Source organism: Shewanella aquimarina, assembly GCF_023349185.1.
GTDB classification, from domain to species: Bacteria; Pseudomonadota; Gammaproteobacteria; order Enterobacterales; family Shewanellaceae; genus Shewanella; species Shewanella aquimarina.
Genome location: NZ_JAKIKY010000001.1, coordinates 97,977 through 114,263, shown reverse-complemented (window position 1 = coordinate 114,263; position 16,287 = coordinate 97,977). Strand labels below are relative to the sequence as shown.

Below are 16,287 nucleotides of genomic sequence, written 5' to 3'. Positions count from 1 at the left end.
TTAATGGCTAATTTGTATTTTATTAAACATTGTTAATCATCATCTTTTTCGATAATTGTCGTTTAAAAACCAAACAGGTGTTTAAAACCTTGAAATAAGAAGTTAGAATCAGATCACACTTTGATGGTCTGACCTGTTGCGAGCATGTAGCAAGACTGCTGGCAACGGGGTAGGGAAGAATAATAACGGCGTTAGTAGAAGCGTTTCTATCAGACGCGTCACGAGGGCAAAAGATGAGTGAACTACAGCAAGTAAGGAACGCGAAGGGCGATCGCATAGCGATAGTGATGGGGCTTAGAACCCCCTTTGCTAAGCAGGCGACCGCGTTTCATGGGGTGTCGGCATTGGATATGGGCAAGATGGTAGTCAATGAGCTGCTATCGCGCTCGGAACTCGATCCGAAGGAGATTGAACAGCTCGTTTACGGTCAGGTGGTTCAGATGCCTGCGGCGCCCAACATCGCCCGCGAGATAGTCCTAGGCACTGGCATGAATGTGTCCACCGACGCCTACAGCGTGACACGTGCCTGCGCCACCAGTTTCCAGTCGACGGTCAATGTGGCCGAGTCCATCATGACGGGCAATATCGAGATAGGGATCGCCGGCGGCGCCGACTCATCATCTGTATTGCCTATCGGCGTATCGAAGAAGCTGGCCCATGCCTTGGTGGATCTCAATAAGGCCCGTAGCTTTGGTCAAAAGTGGTCTATTATCCGTCGTCTCGGGCTGAAAGATCTGCTCCCTGTACCGCCTGCGGTGGCCGAGTACTCCACTGGCCTCTCTATGGGGCAGACCGCCGAGCAGATGGCCAAAACCTACAGCATTAGCCGCGCCGACCAAGATGCCTTAGCCCATCGCTCTCACACCCTGGCGACAGAGACCTGGGATTCGGGCCATTTGCGTGATGAGGTGATGGTGGCGCATGTACCGCCATACGAGTCTTTCATCGACAGAGACAATAATATTCGCGAGAACTCTTCGCTGGACTCTTACGCCAAGCTACGTCCGGCGTTTGACCGCAAACATGGCTCGGTGACTGCGGCCAACAGTACGCCGCTGACCGATGGTGCCTCGGCGGTACTCCTGATGAGTGAGAGCCGTGCCAAGGCCCTGGGCTATGAGCCGATTGGTTACATCAAGAGTTATGCCTTCAGTGCTATCGACGTGTGGGAAGATATGTTGATGGGGCCTTCCTATGCGACGCCGCTGGCGCTTAAGCGTGCAGGCATGGAGCTTGAGGATCTTACCCTTATCGAGATGCATGAGGCCTTTGCGGCGCAGACCCTGGCCAACATGCAGATGTTTGCCTCGAAGAAGTTTGCCAAGGAGAAGCTGGGCCGAGATCGCGCCATCGGCGAGATCGATATGACAAAGTTCAACGTCTTGGGCGGCTCTTTGGCCTATGGTCACCCGTTTGCGGCGACCGGGACACGTTTGATCACTCAAGTTTGTCGCGAGCTGAAACGCCGTGGCGGCGGTACTGGCCTGGCAACGGCCTGTGCGGCGGGTGGTCTGGGTGCAGCTATGATAGTAGAAGTGGAGTGATCTCATGGAAAAGAGTTTTACATTAAATCGTCAGGATAACGGGATCGCCGTGCTCACCATGAATGTACCCGGTGAGACCATGAATACCCTGAGAGCCGAGTTTGGCCCAGAGATCTGTGAGATGTTGGCCGAGATTAAGAGCGACGCTAGTATTCGCGGCGTGGTGATCATCTCGGGCAAGAAAGATTCCTTTGTGGCGGGCGCCGACATATCTATGCTCGATACCTGCGCTACAGCCGAAGACGCCAGAGAGCTGTCGAAGCAGGGCCATGAAGTGTTTTTGGCTCTAGAGTCGCTCTCGATTCCCGTGGTAGCCGCTATCAATGGCGCCTGTCTCGGTGGGGGGCTCGAACTGGCCCTGGCCTGTCATCAGCGCGTGTGTACCGATAGCAAGAAGACCATGCTGGGATTGCCCGAGGTGCAACTCGGCCTGCTGCCCGGCGGTGGCGGCACACAGCGCCTGCCTCGTCTGGTGGGGATTGCTAAGTCATTGGATATGATGCTCACCGGTAAGCAGCTGCGCGCCAAGCAGGCATTGAAGCTTGGGCTGGTGGATGATGTGGTGCCCGAGTCAATCTTGCTACAGACAGCTGTAGAGATGGCGCTAGCAGGTGCGCGTCCTGCGAAGAAGCGCAAGGTGTCCATGGTGGAGAAGCTGCTGGAAGGCACGCCGGTTGGCCGTAACATCATATTCGATCAGGCACTCAAGCAGGTCAACAAGAAGACCCAGGGTAACTACCCTGCGCCAGAAAAGATTATCGATTGTGTGCGTCAGGGCGTGACTAAAGGCATGGTGAAAGGCCTCGAGGTGGAGGCGCAGCATTTTGGCGATCTCGTGGTCTCGAGTGAGTCGGAAGCTTTACGTAGCATCTTCTTTGCGACCACAGAGATGAAGAAGGAAACCGGCGCCGGTGACGTATCGCCTCAGTCTGTCAACAAGGTGATGGTATTGGGCGGTGGCTTGATGGGCGGTGGTATCGCCTCTGTCACGACCACTAAGGCCAAGATCCCTGTGCGGGTGAAAGATATCAGCGAAACCGGTTTGAGCAACGCACTGGCCTATGCCTATAAGCTGCTGGCTAAAGGAGTTAAACGACGTCATATGACGCCTGCGGTGCGAGATAACCTGATGGCGCTGATGACCACCACCACCGAATATAAAGGGATAAAGGATGCGGATATGGTGGTGGAAGCCGTATTTGAAGATCTTAAACTGAAACATCAGATGGTGCGGGATGTGGAGCGTGAATGTGGTGAGCACACGATTTTTGCCTCTAACACGTCATCGTTGCCGATCAAACAGATCGCCGAGGCCGCCGAACGTCCCGAAAACGTCATTGGCCTGCACTACTTCTCGCCGGTTGAGAAGATGCCTCTGGTCGAGGTGATTGCCCATGACAAGACTTCGCCACAAACGATCGCCACCACGGTCGCCTTCGCCCGCAAGCAGGGCAAGACACCGATTGTGGTAAAAGATGGTGCCGGTTTTTATGTGAACCGTATTCTGGCGCTCTATATGAACGAGGCAGCGAATCTGCTACTCGAAGGCCAGAGCGTCGATCATCTGGATAAGGCGCTGGTGAAGTTTGGTTTCCCGGTAGGTCCAATGACGCTGCTCGATGAGGTCGGCATAGATGTGGGCGCCAAAATCTCGCCGATTCTGGAGAAGGAGTTGGGTGAGCGCTTTAAGGCACCCGCCGCCTTTGACAAGCTGTTGGCCGATGATCGTAAGGGTCGTAAGAATGGTAAGGGCTTCTACCAGTATGGTGCCAAGTCTAAGAAGAAGCTGGTGGATGAGAGTGTCTACGGCGTGCTGGGTCTAACACCTGGTAACGGCGGTGAACCGAGAGCCTTGGCCGAGCGATGTGTTGTGCAGATGCTAAATGAAGCGGTGCGTTGTCTGGAGGAGGGGATTATCGCTTCACCAAGAGACGGCGACATAGGCGCGATATTCGGTATCGGCTTCCCGCCATTCTTAGGTGGCCCCTTCCGTTACATGGACTCACTGGGCGCCAAGCACTTGGTCGAGACCTTAAAACGTTATCAAGATCAGTTTGGTGAGCGATTCGCACCTTGTGATCGCCTAGTCGAGATGGCCGAATCGGGATGTAAGTTCTACGATTAGGGTATCTAGATTGTTAACAATGCGGCAACATAATGCCGCATTTTTTTTGCCTTAGGATTATTCTTGCCTGTTTTTTGTTCATTCAATGCGTGGATTCGGTTATCATGCTGGGCTCGTTTTGGCTGTTTTCAGCCTTATTGACGCCGTTGTTGTGAGGTAGTGTCTGTGGTGATTTACATTCTTGGTGTGTTGATGGTGAGTAGTGTGGCGATGGGCAATATGGCATTTCGCGCCGGGCTAGGGGTGAAACGCTGGGCCATGCTAGGACTCATCATGGGGCCGGTAGCCTATCCGCTGCTAAGTACACATAAGCGATTCGCCCATAAGCGGGCCCAGGGAAAGCAAAGCATTGCGATAAAGGCGTAGGTCAGCCTCTGTGGCCATGTAGATGTATACTAGGTGCAAACCTCTAATTAAAAGTCATATAGCAAGATAAAAAAGGAGCCTTTAGTAGCTCCTTTTTTATGTATCTGGTTTTCGAAAGACGTTTGATGTCAATTAGTTCCACCAACCTTTTGCAGGAATCACTTCTAGGTGATTTAGGCCTTCCGGAAGCTGTACTTTTTTACGCTCTGGTTTGTGAGTAAGTCCTAGAGCTTTTTTCAATGAATCTAACATAATCATTCTCCTTAAGACTTAAGCAACGGCTGAGTTGATGACTTTCACGTGTGGGAATCCGGCAACCTCGAAAGGCTTAACTTTCACGTGTGGGAATCCGGCAACCTCGACAGGCTTAACTTTCACGTGTGGGAATCCGGCAACCTCGACAGGCTTAACTTTCACGTGTGGGAATCCGGCAACCTTGACAGGCTTAACTTTCACGTGTGGGAATCCGGCAACCTCGACAGGCTTAACTTTCACGTGTGGGAACCCGGCAACCTCGACAGGCTTGACCTTTACGTGTGGGAATCCAGCAACTTCGACAGGCTTAACTTTCACATGTGGGAAACCGGCAACTTCGACAGGCTTAACCTTTACATGTGGGAATCCGGCAACTTCAACAGGCTTAACTTTTACATGTGGGAAACCGGCAACTTCGACAGGCTTAACTTTTACGTGTGGGAAACCAGTAACTTCCATAGGCTTAACTTTTACATGTGGAAAGCCAGCGGTAACTACTGATTCAGTAGAAATTGTTTCAGCATTCACTGAAGAAATAGAAAGCGCTAAAGCGATGGCAGTAACTAGTCCGTTAATCATTGTCTTAATCTCTCAGGGTTATTGAAGTTATAGTGCCAACTATTCGTTGACGTCTGAGAGATGTATTGCAGGTGTTATGCCAATTTTTATTTTTAGCTTAATTTTAGTTAAGCATTCTTTTCTTCAGTCTGTCATGTGCTCATTAAATATTAGGCTTTCTTATGTTGAGAGACTGGTGTATAGCTAAAGCTTTCTTGTTTTAGCAGTTCGGTAAAGCTAGTCTCATTGACGGCTTTGCTGTATATAAAGCCTTGTATTTCCTCGCATTTTAGTGCTTTTAATATGCTGAGCTGAGAAGCCTCTTCGACGCCTTCACCGACCACCGAGAGCCCCATGTTATGGGCGATAGTGATGATAGAGTCGACCATTTTTAGATCTCTGTCAGATTTATCTATGTCGTCAACAAAAGCCTTATCGATTTTCAGGGTGTCAATTGGGAAGCGCTTTAAATATGACAGTGACGAATATCCGGTGCCGAAGTCGTCTAACGCAAGGCTGACGCCCATTTTAGAGAGTTGCATCATCACCTTTATAGCCTTTTCTGGCTGTTTTATGACGGTTCCTTCGGTAATTTCTAGCTCAAGGTTGGCTGCAGGCAGCTGAGTGAGACGTAAAATTGACTCTATCCGCTGCTGGAGGTCTGGAAGAGCGAATTGTTGCGATGATAAATTGACGGCGACTCGGCCGTTGAACAAATTTTGACGGCGCCAATTTTGCGCCGCAAAGCAGGCTTTACGTAGTACGACCTCGCCAATCTCAACGATAAGCCCATTCTCTTCTGCCAGCGGGATAAAGTCGCCCGGCGGAATAAGACCGTGTTCTGGGTGATTGAGCCTTACCAGAGCCTCCATACCAGCCATCTTGCTGCTTCTAAGATCTATCTTAGGTTGGTAGTAGACTTCGAAGAGATCATCCCTTAAACCTTCGCGGATGAGGTTTTCGACTTCCAGCTGGCGAATGGCATTGCGATTGAGCGATTCAGAATAGAACTGATAACGATTGCCGCCGGCAGATTTGGCGTGATACATGGCAATGTCAGCCTTACGCAGAAGCGCCTGCTCGTTCTGATCATCTTCCGGGTAGAGCACAATGCCGATACTCACTCCCACAACGACTCTGTCTTTGGTGAGTTCGAACGGGCTGGAGAAGGCATCGACCACATGATTAGCAATTACGGCGCTTGAGCCGATATCCGGGTTGTTATCGACCAGTATGGCAAACTCATCGCCCCCTAAACGATAGATACTCGTATGATAAGGTACGGTGGATTCGATGCGTCTGGCCACTTTGATCAGCAGTTCATCGCCTACCTGGTGACCAAGGGAGTCGTTAATCTTCTTGAAGTTATCTAAGTCCAGCACCATAAGGGTATGATGGGTATCCTTCTTCACCAGGTTACCCAGGGTAACCATGAGGCTTGAACGGTTTGGTAGGCTGGTGAGGAGATCGTTGTTGGTGAGTTTACGTAGCTCCTCTTCCTGTTGTTTACGACGAGAAATATCAGAGAATACGCCAACATAGTGGGAGAGGACCCCCTGTTCATCGTAAATTGCATCGACCGTTAGCTCCATCAGGAAGCTGCTACCATCGCCCTTGGCGGATTCGACTTCGTTACTCCAGCTGCCTTGCTGTTGCAAAATATGACGAATTTGTTCGGAGTAGCTTTCGGGATAAAGGTCAAACTTAAACAGCTCGCCGATAAAGTCATTGCGGCTCTTCTCACACAGATCACAGCAGGCCTCGTTGACTTCAACGAATGTAAACTTGTTGTCCAAGATAAACATGCCTTCGGAGATATTCTCGATAGCTCGCTCGAACAGTCTCAGTTGTTCCTCTGCTTGCTTGAAGTTGCTGATGTTTTTGATTGTACCTGTCATACGCAGGGCTTTATCTTCCTCATCGCGTTCAACGATTTTTGCCCTGTCCAATATCCAGATCCATTGGTCATCTTTGCCTTTGACGCGATAGGCCGCCTCGAAGTGGTCGGTTTCGCCATAGAAGTGCTTATTCAGCGCCGTATTCACTCGTTCTTGGTCCATGGGATGAATGTTGCTTTCTTCACCATCCTCACCCGAACGCTGACCATCCCTTGGAAATTCCAGGGAACCCCAGATATTAGATCGATAAATCTGTCCAGTTTCGATATCCCAGTCCCACATTTCATCACCACTTCCCCACAGAGAAAGCTTCAGTCGTTCTTCTGACTTAGCGATCTGGCGTTGCACCTCTCTTCTCCTGAGCGCTGCCTTGACTATGGCGCCAGTGATCAACAGAGTAATGAGTAGGTAGACGAGCTTTGCTTGAATCGATAACCACCAGGGAGGGGTGATTTCAACTTCAATACTTCTTGTTGGTCCAAATTTTTCTGTTAACGGATCAATGGCATGTATTTTGAAAACATACTGTCCTGGCGACAGGTTGGTATATGTTGCTGAATTAATTCCTTTTGAATCAACCCAAACATCTGATAATCCTTCCAGTTGATAAGTGAATTGTAGATTTTTATTGAGATTGCCTGGTACTAAAAAGCGAAATGCAAAGGGATAGTCAGAGTATTTTAATACTATTTTTTTTGCCTCGGAAAGCGAAGATTTCAGTATGTTTCCTCCTACTTTCTCCGGTATGTTAAAAACTAACAATTCATCAATAAAAACATCAGGTGGTGACATTGAGAAGACTATTGATGATAGTTTTTCAGGTGTTATTTTGGTTATGCCGTTTATTCCGCCAATAAAGATGTCATTCCCTACTTTCTCTATAGATTGTGTGTTGTATTCATCTTGGCTGCCAAAATCTGATGTTAAAGTGAGTAGTTCGCTTTTTTTCTTGTTGAAAATTAATATCTCTGAATTTGATGAAGCGACTATGAAATCTTTGATAACACTTATTGAGTATATTGGTTTATTCCCAGTTTCAAATGGTTTTGTGACTAGTCCATTTTTAGATATTTTTAGTAAAGAAGTTCTGGTGCCAAAATAAACATCGTCCTTGTCTATGTAAATATTTGTTACAAGATCATCTGTGAATAACTTTTCTACGCTACCGTTGTTGAGTTTGAAAAGACCGCCTTGACTGGCAATGAATATTTCATCATTGCTCGGGACTATATCATAAATAGGGTTTCCTTTATCAATAACCGTTTCGTTAACATCCATTGATGCGATATCAATTATTATAGCTTTTCCATTTAACGTTCCGGCTATTAACTTTTGTGTTTCAGGGATGTCTTTTACTATAAAAAGACTTTCATCCAGTAATTTTGTTAGGGTTCCATCGTTTAGGTTTATAGAATACAAGCCATCTGTCGTGCCGACGAAAATTTGATTTTCTTTTACTATTGCTGTCTTAGGGCCACTTACACCTGTGTCGTAACTAGATATATGAACAAGTTTATTACTGTAGATATTAACAAATGAATTGTCCGAAGTGATTACCAGTCTGTCACTACTAACATTGCTTATCGACCAAATATTTTTGTCAATATTATAAGTTTTTAATAAGTTTTGTTTTTCATCGAGTACAGAAAATCCATTGTTAGGATGTTCTAAAAATATTTTATCATTACCAATATAGATGTTGGATATTTTTAGGTTGTCTTGGTTGTAATTAAAATCTCCTAGTGAAATTAAGTTGTCTTTGCTTTTTTTTAATATCTTTCCTTCACTAAGTATTAGTAATTTGTTTTTTGAAGCTGATGCAGAATCAATGTATCCTGAATCTAAGGTTGTTTTTTTACCATCTAATGCGCTTATTAACTCCCCATCTTTTAGGTAATAGACTTCGTTGTTGAGAGAAATTAGGTCTGTAGTTGCTTTGGTAATTTTTTCTACGTGCTCATTTTTCAAAATGAAAACGTCGCCATTGTAAGCTCTAACTATTATTCCAGATTGGTTTGGAATGATTTTTTTTATTCCACTAGTATTAATGCGTTGTTCATATGTTTTTTTGAAATTGGCTGTGTTAAGCCTTGTTACAGTATTCTCATTAGCGACTATTAACGTGTCGCTGTCTTCATTAATCGACCAAACAGGCATATTTTGTAGAGCAGTTACTTTTACAAAGTTATCTAGTGATCGATCATAAACTGCAAGACCATTGTCCGTACCAATCAACAGTCTATTTTTAGAGTCAACATAAAGACTTCGAATAAATGAACTTGGTAATGTTTTCTCACTTCCATCCGAGAAATAATGTTTGAAGTTAATACCGTCAAATCGATTAAGTCCATTTACAGTGCCAATCCATATGTAGCCATATTGGTCTTCTACAATTGATGACACAGTACTTTGCGATAAACCTTCGGGAACATTGTAGTGATTGACTTTTAAGATCGGCGCATTGCTTGGGGTGTCACTGGCGGAGGCATAGCCGGAGACAGTCAGGGCCATTAGCAGTGAGAGTAGCAATCTTGAGAGGATTTTAGGCATAATTATTAGTTTGATTATCAGCCAATAATGCATAGGCAACAGTTATTTAACCTAATTTATTCAGAAATAGGGGGATTTGTCAAAGGAACACTGAATTTTCTTGTTTGCAAATTACTTTCATTTTCATTGTCTTTTAGGGCTTTGTTCTATGAGAAGTTCTGTCTGATTTGGCTTTGTCTGCTGTTTGCGCTCAAATCAGGCGTTTGTCCTATCACGAATATTTTAGCGAATGAAGCGATAAAGGGGCTAAGAATCATTCCCCTAGCGCAGCAGGCGAGCGAGAGCTAAGGCGATCTATAGTTAAGAGGGTAGAGCTAGCTAAGGGGTAAAGCGTTGACCAAAAGCCACTTTGGCCAGACAGCTAACAGCTAACACTTAGAAGAGAGCGTCTAACAGCAGCATCTAATAGATATCGCTCAAAGGCAGCCTCTAAAAGAAATTGCTTAAGAGGCAGTCTCTAGAACATATCGCTCAGAGATAAGGCCTCGGCGATATGGCTTAAGGGAAGGGGGCTGCCTAATAGCTAAACTTGGCTGCCCGTTGTTTAAAGCTTCTCAGATCTGTGATCATATTGTCTGATGAGAGCTGTTCCTGATTTCTGTGTTGCTCTCCTGTGGCGAAGAGGATCAGGCGGTCACCGTGTTTGGTGCGCATCTTCTGCATCATAAACTTAATCAGATCCGAACGGGTTAGTTCGCCAATTTTTTCGGCCACCAGTTCTCGCTGGTTAAAGTCGTAGTCTTTATTCCCTATGCTCGACCAATATCTCTGCCCCCGGGTCTTAAGGTTGGGGTCATGTTCCATAATCTGGTTGACCAGACCTTGCTTGGTGAGCTCCCACTGATCATTAGTGATCTGCATGACGGCATAATTAAAGTCTGCGATAAATTCGTCGATGGCCTCGAGTAGCTTTAGAGGCCCTGCTGTGGGGGATTGCACATAGAAGATCATGCCTGGGTAACGATTGAGTGGCAGATATCCCGTGCCCACCATGTAACCCAGCTGACGCTTAGTTCTTAGCTCGTGGAAGAAGGTCGAAGACATGGTGTGGTTTAACAGGCTGAATAGGGCCATCTTGAGTGGTGTCGCCTCAGCAGACTGATAGTAGACTATGATGCTGCTGTCTTGATGATTGACGCTAACCTCGCGCATCAGGGTGCCGACATTTTCAAGCTTTATCAGCTCACGTTCCGATTCGCCGCTGGGAGAGGAAACCAGAGAGAGAATATGATCGAGTCGCTTACCTAAGGCCTGCGCTTCCTCGGTCAGCCAATCGCCATAGACCAGCCCCTCGAGGTGGATCTTCTCATAGAAGGCTCGTACGTGGTTGTGAAGATCGTCTAGGGTGATATCTTCAAGCTCCTCGGCCATGCGTTGAGGCTCGAAACTACGTTTCTGCAGCGTCACCGTCAGGCTGGTGAATAGCTGTGAGATAGGTTTTGCCCGGCTCTGATTAAACCAGTTACGCAAGATCTGCTTCTTAATCTGCTTAAATCTGTCCTGGGTAAAGTTACGTTCTCTGGCTTTATTAATCAGCAGCGACAGCAGCGCCTCTTGCTTACCTGTCAATCCCGTTAGGTGAAGGGTGATGCCCCCTTGATGAGGGTAGATGTTATAGCTGAGTCCAGCTACCTCGGCCGGATAGGTAAATTCAGTCAGGTAGTCGAGCAGCATCTCCACATAGAGACGGGTGAGTGCCGCATGTTTGGGGGTGGCGGCCGCTTGATGTGAATCGAGCGACAGGTACATATGTCCCTTGGGAACATTAAATTCATCATCTTTCTTATGCCAGATGCGATAGCCGGTTTCCTGGCAGACAACGACAGGTACCGGATGGTCACTCTTAACATCTCTGGCTATCGAATCCTCGATAATAAAGGGGTTGGGGTCCGGTAGTTTTAGTGCCTCTCTGACATCAGGGTCACGCCACGGATGAAGCCGTTGTTTATCTATGGGCTTCATCTGATAGGGGGAGTGGTACCAGGCGGCCTGCTTTTCTGTGTCTAAGTCGGGCGAGATCAGCTGAATACGTAGATTGTCCGGACTCATTAGATCCAGTAATTCGGTGACTTGAGTGACGTCCAAACCATCCATGCGATAATCGCCATAGATGAGATCGGCTACCTCATAGTGGTGCATGTTGATGCTGAGGTGACTGGCCAGATCCAGCGGTTTGATCTGTTCCTGATATTTAAAGGCAAGCTTTAGCAGATTGGCGCGCTCTTGATATCGCCAGGCCTGCATGCCCTGGATTTTAATCAGTTTAAGGTATTCGAAGCTCGCCTGAATCACATCATCGAGTTGTAGCAGGCCTTTCTCTGTCAGCTGAATGCTGATGTTATAGTCTTTAAAGTTATAACCATTGACTCCACCACCGGCCGAGAGATTGATGGCCAGCCCTTGTTCCTTGAGGTGACTCAGCAGGCTTCCCTTACCCTCATAACCCAATAGATGACTGATAAAGGTCAGCGGCTTGCGCTTATAGAAGCGGTCGATGGCGGGCAGGGGAAAGGTGATCGCCACGCGGCGCTGCTCTTTTAGCGGCACTATGTTGATCTGCTGGCCAAGTTGGGCCGCTTCATAGATGGCCACCTTGGGATATTGCTTTTCAAGCGCACGGTTTTCAATCGGCGCAAAATAGTTCTCGGCCAGTGCCAAGAGTTCATTTAGTGGCAAGGGCGCGACTAGACACAGAGTCATCAGGTTGGCACTGTAATGAGTTTGATAGAAATCCAGCAGCTCTTGCCTAAGGGTTTTCTCATCGCCGTCTAAGGTCTTGAGATTGCCAACCGAAAACTTTGAAAAGGGATGCGCCGGGTTTACGGTTTCCTTCTGGACCTGGTAGGTGCGGCGAATATCATCTTTGAGCTTGAGGCTAAATTCTGACTCTATTGCGTGGCGCTCTCTGTCGACCAGTTCCAGATCGAAGCTGGGCGCGATAAAAAACTGGCTAAATCTATCCAGAGACTCTTCAAACACTTCGGCGTCGATGGCAAAGAAGAAGTTAGTCTGCTCTGTGCCTGTCCAGGCGTTGTTGCTGCCGCCATGCTGATTGATGAAGGCATGATATTCGCCAGATTTAGGGTATTTCTCTGTGCCCAGAAACAGCATATGCTCGAGGAAATGTGCCATACCGGGACGTGAGGCGGGATCGTCAAAATGGCCAACGTTAACCGCCATAGACGCGGCGGCCTGCTGGGCCTGGAGATCTTCCACTAGCAATACACGTAGCCCATTGTCCAGCTGCAGATATTGATACTGGCGATGATCGTTGGGGCTTTTAGTGATCGGCATAGATGTTTGCAATTGCTGGCTCCATCCTTATGCTGGACAAACGTATGATATTCATCGGAGTTTAGGCGACTAAAGCGGTAAGCCTACATATTGAGCCTCAAAAAAGACTTTGGCAAATATCTTATCCATTATTCGACTAATTAATAACAGGGTTAAGGTTTGTTGCGTCGAACTTTAACGCTACAATTCATAGTAGAACAAGAATAATCATAGCGAGAGTAGTATGAAGCTATATTTGATGCGACATGGTGAGGCGGGTTATCACGCCCACTCAGATCGAGAACGTGTACTGACAGAAATCGGCCGTTATCAGACTGAATTGATGAGTAATTGGCTGGCCCGTGATGTGACCGAGTTCGATCTTGTGTTGGTGAGTCCCTATCTGCGTGCGCAGCAAACATGGCAGGAAGTGAGTAAGCACTTCCCCGAACCGAGAAAGTGGCTGGTATTAGATGAGCTGACCCCTTCGGCCGAGCCGACCCTGGCCGCCGATCTGACCCTGGCCTATGCCGAACAGTATAAGGCGGATAATGTGTTAGTGATTGCCCACATGCCGCTGCTGGGCTATATGGTGAGCGAGTTGGTGCCTGGCATAGAGCCGCCGCTGTTTGCGACTTCAGGTGTGACCCTTATCGACCGTCACGGTGAGCGTGGCTCCCTGAGCTGGCAGCACACCCCTCATACGGTGAGCTAAATCAAATAAAAGGTTAGAATAAAAGTTAACCATAGAAAAAGGACGCCTCGGCGTCCTTTTTGATATCTATTTGCGCCCAAAGATGAGAGCTAATTTCGACTTCTAGGCCGGTCGCAAAACTTGTCAATCCTGATGGGGGCTCCCTAATACTCTCAGTCGAAAAAGGGATTACTCCCAGCTAGGGAACTCACCCACCTCGACTAAGACCAAAAGCGCCGCATCGCCGCCCCATTCCTTGGGCGCCTTGTGGAAGGCCTTAACCTGTGGATGCTGTGCCAGCCACATGGGAATATTCTGCTTTAATATCCCAGTGCCATGTCCGTGCATGACGCAGCAGCATTGGCTGTGCTGCTTAACACAAGCCTGAATCAGGGCGGCAAGTTCCAGTTTGGCCTCGGTTTGGCGCATGCCGTGGAGATCCAGCAGCAGATCCGGCTGATAGTCGCCGCGCCTGAGCCGCTTAAGTTCGTGACTGTCCACATCCTCTCTGGCCCAGCGCATGGCGCCTTCTAGTGGCAGCAGGGGCTGATAGGTATCTGAAAAATAGCTGTCGGCGTGCAGCTGAGTGGTCGCGACTTCCAGCTCACGCTTAGGTTTTTGTGGCGCGGAGAAATGACGCTTATCCTGTTTAAGCGGCTTTATCCCTTTGGTTAACGCCGAAAAAAGCGCCAATTCATCATCATTTTCTTTATTCATTACGCTATTTTATTGAATCCGATGCCATATGAATAGAGTTCAGTTACAATGAGGCGGAACTATCTAGCGGGAGCCAGTTTTGGACAAGATTTTTGTTGATGAAGCCGTGACGGAATTACGTACAATCGGCGATATGTTACGTTGGGCGGTGAGCCGCTTCAACGATGCCAATATCTACTATGGTCATGGTACCGATAACGCTTGGGATGAAGCCATCGCTCTCGTATTCCATGCGCTGCATCTGCCAGAAGAGATTGGCCAGCAGGTGATCCATAGCAATCTGACCAGTAGCGAAAAGCATAAGATTGTCGAACTCATCATTCGCCGGGTACGTGAGCGTCTGCCCGTGCCTTATTTGACCAACCGCGCCTTCTTTGCCGGCCTCGAGTTTTATGTGGATGAAAGGGTGTTGGTGCCGCGCTCGCCCATTGCCGAGATGATCGCAAACCGTTTCAGCCCTTGGCTCTATAACAAGCCGGTAGACCGTATCTTAGATCTCTGTACCGGTAGCGCTTGCATTGCCATCGCCTGTGCCTATGAGTTTGAAGATGCAGAGGTCGACGCTATCGATATCAGCAGTGACGCGCTGGAAGTGGCGCAGATCAACGTTGAATCCTTAGGGGTGATGGACAGGGTTTTCCCTATCGAGTCTAATTTGTTTGCTGCCGTCCCTAAGGGGCCGCAGTACGATCTTATCGTCTCCAATCCGCCTTATGTAGACGCCGAAGATATTGGTGACATGCCTGATGAATATCACCATGAGCCAGAGCTTGGGTTAGCTTCGGGGCGCGATGGCCTGGATTTGACGAAACGCATCCTTGCCAATGCGGCCGACTATTTGACTCAAGATGGTCTGCTAGTGGTCGAGGTGGGCAACTCTATGGTTCACCTTATGGAGCAATTCCCTGAGGTGCCATTTACCTGGGTTAACTTCGAACATGGTGGCGACGGCGTGTTTGTGCTCACTCGTGATCAGTTAGTTGAAAATGAATCACTTTTCGCCATCTACAAAGATAGTGAATAATGTATGGTCGGCTAAATGGTTTATCGGCTTAGCATGACTAAGCCGATTTAGGAATATAGCCACTGGCGGCTTTGGGTTATGCTGGGGTCAAATAATTAAGTAGAGGTGAAGTAAGCGAATGTCGGGTAACAGTATCGGTCAAAATTTTGTGGTGACGACGTTTGGTGAGAGCCATGGTAAGGCCCTGGGATGCATTATCGATGGTTGTCCTCCGGGTCTGGCGATTGATGAAGCCGATATGCAACACGATCTCGACAGGCGCCGTCCGGGCACCTCGCGTTATACCACGGCCAGACGCGAGCCGGATCAGGTGAAGATACTCTCAGGCGTATTTGAGGGTCAGACCACAGGGACTTCCATCGGCTTGGTGATCGAAAATACCGATCAGCGTAGCCAGGATTACTCCAACATCAAAGATCAGTTCCGCCCGGGTCACGCCGACTATACCTACCAGCAAAAATATGGCCTGCGAGACTATCGCGGTGGCGGTCGTTCTTCTGCGCGGGAAACCGCTATGCGCGTAGCGGCCGGCGCTGTGGCGAAGAAATACCTTAAGCAGGTGCATAGTATAGAGATTAAAGGTTATCTGTCTCAGCTCGGCCCTATTTGCGCCGAGACCCTGGATTTCGACCAGGTAGAGCAAAATGCCTTCTTCTTCCCCGATGCTAGCAAGCTCGAGCAGCTCGACGAGTATATGCGCGAGCTGAAAAAGAGTGGTGATTCTATCGGTGCCAAGGTGTCGGTCGTGGCGACCAATGTGCCTGTGGGACTGGGCGAGCCCGTATTCGATCGTCTCGACGCCGATATTGCCCATGCCCTGATGGGGATCAACGCCGTTAAGGGGGTTGAGATTGGTGACGGTTTCGCCGTAGTCAATCAGAAGGGATCTGAGCACAGGGATCTTATGTCGCCAGAGGGCTTTGCCTCTAACCATGCCGGTGGCATTCTCGGCGGGATCTCATCGGGTCAGCCAATTGTCGCGCATATCGCCATGAAGCCGACTTCCAGCATTAGCGTGCCGGGAGAGAGCATGACGGTGCAGGGTGAGCGCTCAGAGGTGGTCACTAAGGGACGCCACGACCCCTGCGTAGGCATCCGCGCCGTGCCGATTGCCGAGGCCATGCTGGCCATCGTCTTGATGGATCACCTTCTCAGACACAGGGCACAAAACATGAATGTTGAGAGCATCACCCCTGTGATAGGGATGAAGTAAGGCGCAATCTAAAGCGAGTAAGAGGGCACAGTAATGTGCCTTCTTTTATGGGGCCCACAATGCCATGGGG

At 48.4% G+C, this 16,287-nt stretch carries 10 protein-coding genes; 6 read left to right on the top strand and 4 right to left on the bottom strand.

Annotated features, from left to right (window positions below; all coding sequences use genetic code 11):
• The first annotated feature begins 233 nt into the window (after nucleotides 1-233).
• The 3 genes from fadI to L2731_RS00425 all read left to right on the top strand — a co-directional run bounded on the left by fadI (nucleotide 234) and on the right by L2731_RS00425 (nucleotide 4,035).
• Nucleotides 234-1,544, top strand: a complete 1,311-nt coding sequence (gene fadI, locus L2731_RS00435; RefSeq protein ID WP_249251311.1) for an acetyl-CoA C-acyltransferase FadI — start codon at nucleotides 234-236, stop codon at nucleotides 1,542-1,544.
• 4 nt (nucleotides 1,545-1,548) lie between these two features.
• Nucleotides 1,549-3,669: a fatty acid oxidation complex subunit alpha FadJ gene (gene fadJ / locus L2731_RS00430; RefSeq protein ID WP_249251306.1), complete on the top strand. Its 2,121-nt coding sequence runs from the start codon at nucleotides 1,549-1,551 to the stop codon at nucleotides 3,667-3,669.
• Nucleotides 3,670-3,834: 165 nt separating this feature from the next.
• Nucleotides 3,835-4,035, top strand: coding sequence for a hypothetical protein (locus tag L2731_RS00425; RefSeq protein ID WP_249251644.1), 201 nt, complete (start codon nucleotides 3,835-3,837; stop codon nucleotides 4,033-4,035).
• Between the two features lie 270 nt (nucleotides 4,036-4,305).
• On the opposite strand, the gene L2731_RS00420 is transcribed toward L2731_RS00425, so the two are convergent.
• From L2731_RS00420 to L2731_RS00410, 3 genes are all read right to left on the bottom strand, one after another.
• Nucleotides 4,306-4,869, bottom strand: a complete 564-nt coding sequence (locus L2731_RS00420) for a hypothetical protein (RefSeq protein ID WP_249251304.1) — start codon at nucleotides 4,867-4,869, stop codon at nucleotides 4,306-4,308.
• Nucleotides 4,870-5,018: 149 nt separating this feature from the next.
• Nucleotides 5,019-9,296, bottom strand: coding sequence for an EAL domain-containing protein (locus L2731_RS00415; RefSeq protein ID WP_249251300.1), 4,278 nt, complete (start codon nucleotides 9,294-9,296; stop codon nucleotides 5,019-5,021).
• A gap of 516 nt (nucleotides 9,297-9,812) precedes the next feature.
• Nucleotides 9,813-12,602, bottom strand: a complete 2,790-nt coding sequence (locus L2731_RS00410; RefSeq protein ID WP_249251298.1) for an insulinase family protein — start codon at nucleotides 12,600-12,602, stop codon at nucleotides 9,813-9,815.
• A gap of 211 nt (nucleotides 12,603-12,813) precedes the next feature.
• Here L2731_RS00410 and sixA point away from each other — a divergent pair, with 211 nt between their 5' ends.
• On the top strand, nucleotides 12,814-13,284 hold the full coding sequence (gene sixA / locus L2731_RS00405) for a phosphohistidine phosphatase SixA (RefSeq protein ID WP_041509458.1): 471 nt from the start codon (nucleotides 12,814-12,816) through the stop codon (nucleotides 13,282-13,284).
• A 168-nt stretch (nucleotides 13,285-13,452) separates the two neighbouring features.
• Here the strand turns inward: sixA and smrB are convergent, their stop codons facing one another.
• Nucleotides 13,453-13,980 (bottom strand): endonuclease SmrB, encoded by a 528-nt coding sequence (smrB, locus tag L2731_RS00400; protein ID WP_041509459.1) that lies wholly within the window; start codon nucleotides 13,978-13,980, stop codon nucleotides 13,453-13,455.
• 79 nt (nucleotides 13,981-14,059) lie between these two features.
• On the opposite strand from smrB, the gene prmB reads away from it, so the two are divergent.
• Both prmB and aroC read left to right on the top strand, forming a co-directional pair.
• Complete coding sequence (gene prmB / locus L2731_RS00395; protein WP_239851277.1) at nucleotides 14,060-15,004, top strand: 50S ribosomal protein L3 N(5)-glutamine methyltransferase; 945 nt, start codon at nucleotides 14,060-14,062, stop codon at nucleotides 15,002-15,004.
• Nucleotides 15,005-15,122: 118 nt separating this feature from the next.
• Nucleotides 15,123-16,217, top strand: a complete 1,095-nt coding sequence (aroC, locus tag L2731_RS00390; protein WP_239851276.1) for a chorismate synthase — start codon at nucleotides 15,123-15,125, stop codon at nucleotides 16,215-16,217.
• The last annotated feature ends 70 nt before the right edge of the window (nucleotides 16,218-16,287 follow it).

Coding starts and splice junctions, on each gene's coding strand:
- aroC (WP_239851276.1), top strand. CDS start 15,123: ATGTCGGGTAACAGTATCGGTCAAAATTTTGTGGTGACGACGTTTGGT.
- L2731_RS00420 (WP_249251304.1), bottom strand. CDS start 4,869: ATGATTAACGGACTAGTTACTGCCATCGCTTTAGCGCTTTCTATTTCT.
- sixA (WP_041509458.1), top strand. CDS start 12,814: ATGAAGCTATATTTGATGCGACATGGTGAGGCGGGTTATCACGCCCAC.
- L2731_RS00415 (WP_249251300.1), bottom strand. CDS start 9,296: ATGCCTAAAATCCTCTCAAGATTGCTACTCTCACTGCTAATGGCCCTG.
- smrB (WP_041509459.1), bottom strand. CDS start 13,980: ATGAATAAAGAAAATGATGATGAATTGGCGCTTTTTTCGGCGTTAACC.
- fadI (WP_249251311.1), top strand. CDS start 234: ATGAGTGAACTACAGCAAGTAAGGAACGCGAAGGGCGATCGCATAGCG.
- fadJ (WP_249251306.1), top strand. CDS start 1,549: ATGGAAAAGAGTTTTACATTAAATCGTCAGGATAACGGGATCGCCGTG.